The 6,210-nt window shown below is 63.1% G+C and carries 6 protein-coding genes; all 6 read right to left on the bottom strand.

Features of this window, described 5'->3' with window-relative positions; genetic code table 11:
- Positions 1-1,083, bottom strand: a 1,083-nt coding sequence (locus EN914_RS20280) for a glycosyltransferase (protein WP_127389222.1), incomplete at its 3' end; no start/stop codon positions are given.
- Positions 1,080-2,210, bottom strand: a complete 1,131-nt coding sequence (locus tag EN914_RS20275; RefSeq protein WP_024502363.1) for a glycosyltransferase — start codon at positions 2,208-2,210, stop codon at positions 1,080-1,082. The genes EN914_RS20275 and EN914_RS20280, both read right to left, overlap by 4 nt.
- Before the next feature lie 2 nt (positions 2,211-2,212).
- Positions 2,213-3,313: a glycosyltransferase family 4 protein gene (locus tag EN914_RS20270; RefSeq protein WP_024502364.1), complete on the bottom strand. Its 1,101-nt coding sequence runs from the start codon at positions 3,311-3,313 to the stop codon at positions 2,213-2,215.
- Positions 3,298-4,590 (bottom strand): TIGR04295 family B12-binding domain-containing radical SAM protein, encoded by a 1,293-nt coding sequence (locus EN914_RS20265; protein ID WP_024502365.1) that lies wholly within the window; start codon positions 4,588-4,590, stop codon positions 3,298-3,300. The genes EN914_RS20270 and EN914_RS20265 overlap by 16 nt, the downstream gene beginning before the upstream one ends.
- Positions 4,587-5,660, bottom strand: coding sequence for an NAD-dependent epimerase/dehydratase family protein (locus EN914_RS20260; protein ID WP_024502366.1), 1,074 nt, complete (start codon positions 5,658-5,660; stop codon positions 4,587-4,589). The genes EN914_RS20265 and EN914_RS20260 overlap by 4 nt, the downstream gene beginning before the upstream one ends.
- The coding region (locus tag EN914_RS20255) for an NAD-dependent epimerase/dehydratase family protein (RefSeq protein WP_127389221.1) at positions 5,657-6,210 on the bottom strand (554 nt) is incomplete at its 5' end. The genes EN914_RS20260 and EN914_RS20255, both read right to left, overlap by 4 nt.

Genomic DNA, 6,210 nt, shown 5'->3' with positions numbered 1-6,210 from the left:
CTCCACGGTCCCCTGCTCGAAGTGACGTTTGAAGACTGCATCGGCCACGTCCGCCCGCAACGCGTAGGTGTGATCGGCCAGCACGCGGCAAAGTGCGGCCTGGCCGATTGCCTTTGCCCGACTGGAGGTCAGCGAGCACATGATCTCGGCGACATCGCCGCCGTCGCGCGCCACCAGGATCTCCTCGCCTGGCTTCAGGAACAGTTCCACGCCCAGCCACGCATCGGTGATGAGGCAGGCGCCGGCGCCGGCCGCCTCGAAGACACGCGTGGCCGGTGAAAAACCGTTTACGGCCATGCTGTCGCGGCTGATGTTCAGAACCGCCTTGGGTGTGACGTTGAAGGCATTGTGATCGCGGGTGCCGACGTGACCGAGCCAGCCGACATTGGCGGGAAGCGGCTTGTCCCCCCAGCCCGATCCACCGAGCAGAAAACGCTGTTTCGGCAGCTGGCATGCGGGATCGAGGAAAAACGCTTCGACCCGTGCCTCACGATCCGGCAGCCTGTTGCCAAGGAACGCCAGATCGCAAGCGAAACGCGCATTGCTGGTGACCGGATAATGCGTTTGGGGATCGAGCGCATTGTAGATCGGCACGCATTCGTTCGCCCCCATGGCACGGTAGGCCCATACCACGGGGTCGCCGCCTCCATAGGTCAGCACAAGGTCGATTTCTTGCAGGGCGCTATGGAGCGGATGGTCCGGTTCGTCGCGCAACTGGGCAAGGGTTGCCGGAGCGTCCACGTCCCAGAATACCACCAGCGCGTCGCTGCGGGCGTGGTCGAGAACGGCGCGCAGCAGCGCCTCGTCCTCGAAACCGACGCCACTCGCCTTGACGACGATGTCGGCGCTGGCGGCACGTGCCGCGACCTGCATCAGCGCGTGCTGGGTCGCTTCATAAACGACGACAGTGCACCAGTCGGGCGCCTCGATGTCGCGATTCTTCTGCCGGTCGTAGACGTCGGGTTCATAGAAGGTGATTTCGTAGCCCAATTGGGAAAGCGCCTTCAGCAACCCGCGATAGTAAGTCGCGGCACCGTTCCAGTAGGACGACAAAAGACTCGATCCGTAGAATGCCATCTTCATGCGGCGGCTTCCTTTGCGGTGGTGTTGTTGATGGTATGTTCGGTCGTGCATGCCGTGAGCACGCGGAACAGCTCGTCAACGCGGTGCTGGCAGGTATGCCGGGAGCGAATGGTCTCGAGGCCCGAAGTCACCAGGGAAGCCGCGAAATCCGCATCGGCCAATACCGCCCGCAAGTGTTGCCGCATCTGAGAGCCGTTCTCCGCAAACAGGAAGTCGACGCCGGGCCTGAACAACTGCTCGACATCGGACCAGGGTGCTGAAATCAGCGGAATGCCGCAGGCGAGCGCCTCGAACATCCGGATCGTCGGAATTCCAGGCAATCCCTCACGATAGGGGCGCCGTGGGATGTGAACGGTGACACGATGCGCGGCGAACGCCTTCGGCACATCGGCATTGGCGATCCATCCATCATAGCGCAGTCCGGCGGCGGCCAGGTCCGCAAGTGCGGGCTTGGGATAGCGTACGCCATGAACTGTGGCCTCGAGACCGAGATCGTGTACTGGCTCGATCAGAAATTCCTTGAGTTCGGCAGTCCGCTCATCGTCGCCCCAGTTTCCAATCCAGACCAGATCGGACATGGGATGGATCTCTGGGTGCGGCTTGAACAGGCGATCGTCCGCGGCTTCATGCCAGGTGAAGACGCGCTTGCCCCAGCCGGCGCGCAGATAGCTCTCGCGCAAGGTCTCGCCAAAGGCGAGGACGCCGTCATAGTGCTCCAACCGTAGCGCCGAGATTGCCTCGGTCGCCGATACGGCCCGGTGATGGGTGTCATGAAACAGAAGGATGAAGTTGCCGCCAGCGGCCCGGGCACGGCCGATGCGTGCGACAAGCTCCGGATCCGTCCACTCATGAACGATCACAACGTCGGCCTCGGCGATCCAGGCCTCGTGATCGAACCCGGCATTGTAGGTCACCGGCATCAACTCTGGGAAATCCTTGCGGAAGCGTTCGATGGCGAAGGATCCCTTCTCGGCCAACAGGTTCGAACGGCTCCAGCCGTCGGACGGCTCCAGCGCGACTGCCTGGTGCTGGCGCGCGATCAGATCCCGCATGATACCGCGCAGGAAATGGGCATTGCCGTGGTTCCAGTCGGATACGACCGAGTGGGTGTAGAACAAAAAGCGCATGGTCAACGCCCCGCCATAGCCAGGGCCGCCTTGTCGTAGACGCCTCGCATGGCTGCCGCTTGCCTGGCCAGTGTAAACCGGCGGCTCCGTCGCATCGCTGCCTGGCCGAGCTCTCGCCTGAGTTCGGCATCGCTGGAAAGACGATTGAGGCCGGCAGCGAGGTCGTGCGGATTGCGCGCGTCAAAGAACATCGCGGCCCCGTCCCATAGTTCGCGATAGGTTGCGATGTCGGAAAGCACCAGGGGCGTCGCCGACATGGCAGCTTCCAGCGCGGCCAGACCGAATGGCTCATAGATCGACGGCGACACGAAAATGCCGGCGCGCGCCATCAAGGAGCGCACCTCGTGAGACGGCAGTGCTCCCAGAGGAACAGCATAGCTGAAGCTGGTACGCCCGCCGTTCGGACCGTGCATCGAACCGGCGGCAAAGACGGGCCATTGCGTCAGCGACGCGGCCTGGTCGATCACCGCCGCATTCTTCCCCTCGTCCCACCAGCGGGCAGCGGCGAAGACGAGCGGTTGGCGCTTTTCGGCCTTCGGCACCGGACTGGCACTATTTCCCACCACACTCAGACGCGCGATCGGGCCGTAGCAGGTCTCAAGCATGTCGGCGTGGCTGCGGCTCGGCACGATGACTGCGTCGGCCCGATTGAAGCCACGCCTGTTGCGCTCCTTCTGCCAGGCCCATGCGCCATCCACTGCCTGTTTCCTGACGGCGTGGAACCATGTCGTCACGCAGGAATGGGAGACCGCCACGGCTGGGCACGGCGCATCGAATCCCGCCGCCTGCGTCGGCGCGTTGAAATGGACTAGGTCGATGGCGTGGTCGCGCATGGGCGCAAGCAATTCTCGCGGTAGCGCATCCAGGTCGCCGCCGTTGTGGGTCATCCAATCCGGCGGCGTGTTCAACCAGATCAGCGTGGTGAAAGCCTCTGCCTCCGCAGCCTGCTGCCTCGTCGGCTGGGGACCGAGCCCGGCAAGCACCACACTGTCGCCGCCGTTCACAAGTTCCCTTGCCAGATCAAGCGCATAGCGCCATACGCCGCCCACGGCATCGACGGTCATCAGGATGCGCCACGAGCGCGGCGTCAGTGTCCGCAACATGTCGCCTCCAGTTCCGCCAGCGGCCGGGGCCGCTTCTCCTGGATGTCACTGAATTTCTGGAAGGATGCGAGATAGTGGTCATGGGCGCGCTCCCAGGCAAGGTCGTCGGGTTCGCCCCAAAGCTCGCGATAGCTGGGCGAACTCGGATACGGATAAAGCGGAACAGGTTCATTGGCCCATACGCCGTGGTCGATCAGGTGGGTTCGCCAGTGCTCGACCAGGGCGGGATCATCCTCGACCACGCCGATCAGATTGGCTTGAACGAATGGAACGTGACGTCTAGCATCGACGAGCAGCGCGGCAAGTTCCTCGGTGCCCAGCCGGCAGCGCTTGGCCAGCATCGCCCGGCCTTCAACCGTCAGGCTTTCGAGCCCTGCTTCAATGGAGACGCAGCCTGCGGCGCCCAGCAATTCCAGCAGCTCGGGCTTCCACAGATCGATGCGGGTCTGCACGCCGAATTTCACATTGCGATCGACCAAGGCTTCCAGCAACGCTTTTTGCGGCAGGAAGATTTCGTCGATGAAGTAGATGTAGCCGACACCTTGGGCAATCAGCCGATCGATCTCCGCGACCACCGCTTCGTGGTTTCGACGGCGATAGGCATCACGGAAATCGATCTTGGCGCAGAAGCTGCAATTGTAGGGACAGCCGCGCGATGCCTCGACTTCCGCGCCGAACCCGACCTGATTGTCATCGAACCTGTGATGGTGGTGCGAATGGGCTGCGATCCAGTCCGCAGGCCATTCGAGGGGTGGATGATCGACAAACGAGCTGGCGTGGACGCCGCCGTTCGAAACCACCCTGGCATCCCGCAGATAAGCGGTTGAGGGCATTGCGCTCCAATCGTCGCGCCGGGCAAGTTGCTCGACGACTTCTTCGCATTCGCCGCGCACGACGATGTCGACGCCGAGCTTGCGCAAGGTTGGCGCCGGCGTGGCCGAGCCGTGCGGCCCGACGGCGACCGTGCGTCCACCGCGCCCGGCGAGAAGGTTGAGGAAATCGGCCGGCACGCGCAATTCCGGCGGTGCGCAGCGCCAGAACAGATAGGTCGGCGCGGTACTGACGACAGTCATTGCCGGGGCGAAATCGGCCACCCGCTCGCAAAGACCGGAATTGTCGAGCTTCTGCAACTGCCCATCCAGCATCAGCACCTCATGTCCGGCGGCTTCGAGCAGGGCCTTCGAATAGCCGAGTTCCAGCGGCAGATGTGGTTGGCGGCAGCCGAAATAGATGCTGTCATCGTAGGTCCAGAATGGGTTTACCAGAGCGATTTTCATGCGACGTACCTCACGGCTTCGGGGTGAGGCTCGAGCCGGTGGCGCTGCAGCCAGTCGGCCAGGTCGCGGACGCCTTCGCGCCATGAAACCTGGGCCATCCAGCCAAGCGCGGTTTTGATCTTGCGGGTGTCGGCGACGAAGAAGGGCTGGTCGCCGGTGCGTTCGCCATCATGGCGGATTGAAAGCTCATGGCCGGTCAGGCCACGGATCTCGCTCAACAGCGTGCGCAGGCTGAGCGCATTTTCCGGGCCGCCGCCAAGATTGAATGCCTGGCCTTTGGTCGTCTCGATGTGGTCGAGTACGGCCCTGTAGGCGGCGACGGCATCGGAAACATGCAGGATATCGCGCACTTGCCTGCCGTCACCGTAAATGGTGATGGGGCGTCCCGTCAGCGCGCTGAGCAGGAAGTGCGCGACCCAGCCCTGGTCCTCGGTTCCGAACTGGCGCGGTCCATAGATGCAGCTCATCCGCAGCACCGCCGTCGGCATGCCGTAGGATTTGGCGTAGTCGAGCACATACTGGTCCGCCGCGCCTTTGGAGCAACCGTAGGGCGTGCAGAAGTCCAGGCCCCGAGCCTCATCGATGCCGTTCGCTTGGATGACGCTGTCGCAAGGCACATAGCGATCGCCGTCCTCGCGGACCGCGACGTCGGGCAGGCTGCCATAGACCTTGTTGGTGCTGGCGAAGACAACAGGAATACGCTCACCGCTCAGTCGCGCCGCCTCCAGTACGTTGAATGTTCCGCGAAGGTTGATGTCGAAATCCTCGCCCGGCTGGACCAGGCTTGTGGTGACGGCGGTTTGCGCGGCCAGATGGAAAATTGCCTTTGAACCCGTCAGAGCCGGCGCCAAGGCGTTGGCGTCCCGCACGTCGATGGTCTCCACGGTGAGGCGACTGGCGTGTTTTTGTGCCAGCCATTCAAGGTTCTGCTGGACGCCCGGACGGCTGAGATTGTCGATCACCAGCACCGGTTCGCCATCCGACAACAGGCTGTCGGCGAGGTTCGATCCTATGAAGCCGCTGCCGCCGACGATGGCGACCGGCGCGTCGCGTCGATTGCGTGTGTTCATGACACCAGCCCGCGTTCTTCGAGCTCGCGTTTCATGTCGGCGCCGCGGTCGACGGCGGACGTGTTACGCACCCAGGAAACGAAATCGCCGAGCGAATTCTCCAGTTGCCGCACCGGCTCGAAACCGAGCAGCTCACGGGCCTTGGAAATATCGGCGAAGCAGTTGCGGATATCGCCGGAGCGCGCTTTGCCGAGCAGTTCGGGCGAGCGGTTCGGTGTCCCCATGGCCTCGGCCAGCAATCGTGCGACTTCGCTGATCGCGTAGGCTCGGCCGCTGCCGATGTTGATGACATGACCCTTTGCCTGGCGTTGCTGCAGTGCAAGGCGAAAGGCGCGGGCGACGTCATGCACATGGACGAAATCGCGCTTCTGTTCGCCATCCTCGAAGATCATTGGCCGTTGGCCGTTGGCGAGACGCGAAGCGAAGTTGGCCAGCACGCCGGTATAGGGGTTCGACAATGCCTGGCCGGCGCCGAAGACATTGAACAGGCGCAACGCGACAGCATCGATGCCATAGGCTTCGCCGAAGATCAGCACAGCGCGTTCTCTGT

The sequence above is a fragment of the Mesorhizobium sp. M7A.F.Ca.CA.001.08.2.1 genome (assembly GCF_003998455.1).
GTDB classification, from domain to species: domain Bacteria; phylum Pseudomonadota; class Alphaproteobacteria; order Rhizobiales; family Rhizobiaceae; genus Mesorhizobium; species Mesorhizobium ciceri.
Note: the sequence above shows the minus strand (reverse complement) of the source record. Positions and strands in the feature narration are given on the sequence as shown.

Coding starts and splice junctions, on each gene's coding strand:
- EN914_RS20270 (WP_024502364.1), bottom strand. CDS start 3,313: ATGTTGCGGACACTGACGCCGCGCTCGTGGCGCATCCTGATGACCGTC.
- EN914_RS20260 (WP_024502366.1), bottom strand. CDS start 5,660: ATGAACACACGCAATCGACGCGACGCGCCGGTCGCCATCGTCGGCGGC.
- EN914_RS20265 (WP_024502365.1), bottom strand. CDS start 4,590: ATGAAAATCGCTCTGGTAAACCCATTCTGGACCTACGATGACAGCATC.
- EN914_RS20275 (WP_024502363.1), bottom strand. CDS start 2,210: ATGCGCTTTTTGTTCTACACCCACTCGGTCGTATCCGACTGGAACCAC.